Genomic DNA, 487 nt, shown 5'->3' on the forward strand with positions numbered 1-487 from the left:
GCCCACTCCCGGAAGCGCCGTGCCTATGGGGCTGGAGGTCTTGAGGGCCAAGACATCGCCTTCGATGGGAAATAGTGTTGCGTGGACGGTGGATTCCGTGATGCCGTAAATGTTGGCTAAGGCGGGCTCGTTGTGTCCATGCCGCCAAAGCCAGGACTCGAGGTTCGCGGGCTGGAGCTTTTCACCGCCGAAGATCACCAGGCGCAGGGCGAGGTCGACGTCGCGTGACCTTTCGGCGTCGTCAAGCTGCCAGAAGGCCGTGGGGGTCTGGTTGAGGATCGTCACCTGCTCCCGCCCGAGCAGCCTTAGGAAGGCATAGGGGTCGCGTGCAGTGAGATGATCCACGATGACCAGCCGCCCACCCGAGGCGTGGCATCCGAATATTTCCCATACCGCGAAGTCGAAAGCTTCGGAGTGGAACATAGTCCAGACGTCGCGGTCACCGAAGCCGAATATCGGCTGGGTGCAGGAAAGAAGGGTCACGATG

1 protein-coding gene is annotated in these 487 nt (G+C 61.4%); it reads right to left on the bottom strand.

The genetic code is table 11. From position 1 onward, the window contains the following. Positions 1 to 487, bottom strand: a 487-nt coding sequence (locus tag ACT89H_RS29475; RefSeq protein WP_445111938.1) for an AMP-binding protein, incomplete at both ends; no start/stop codon positions are given.

The sequence above is a fragment of the Nocardia aegles genome (genome assembly GCF_052545135.1).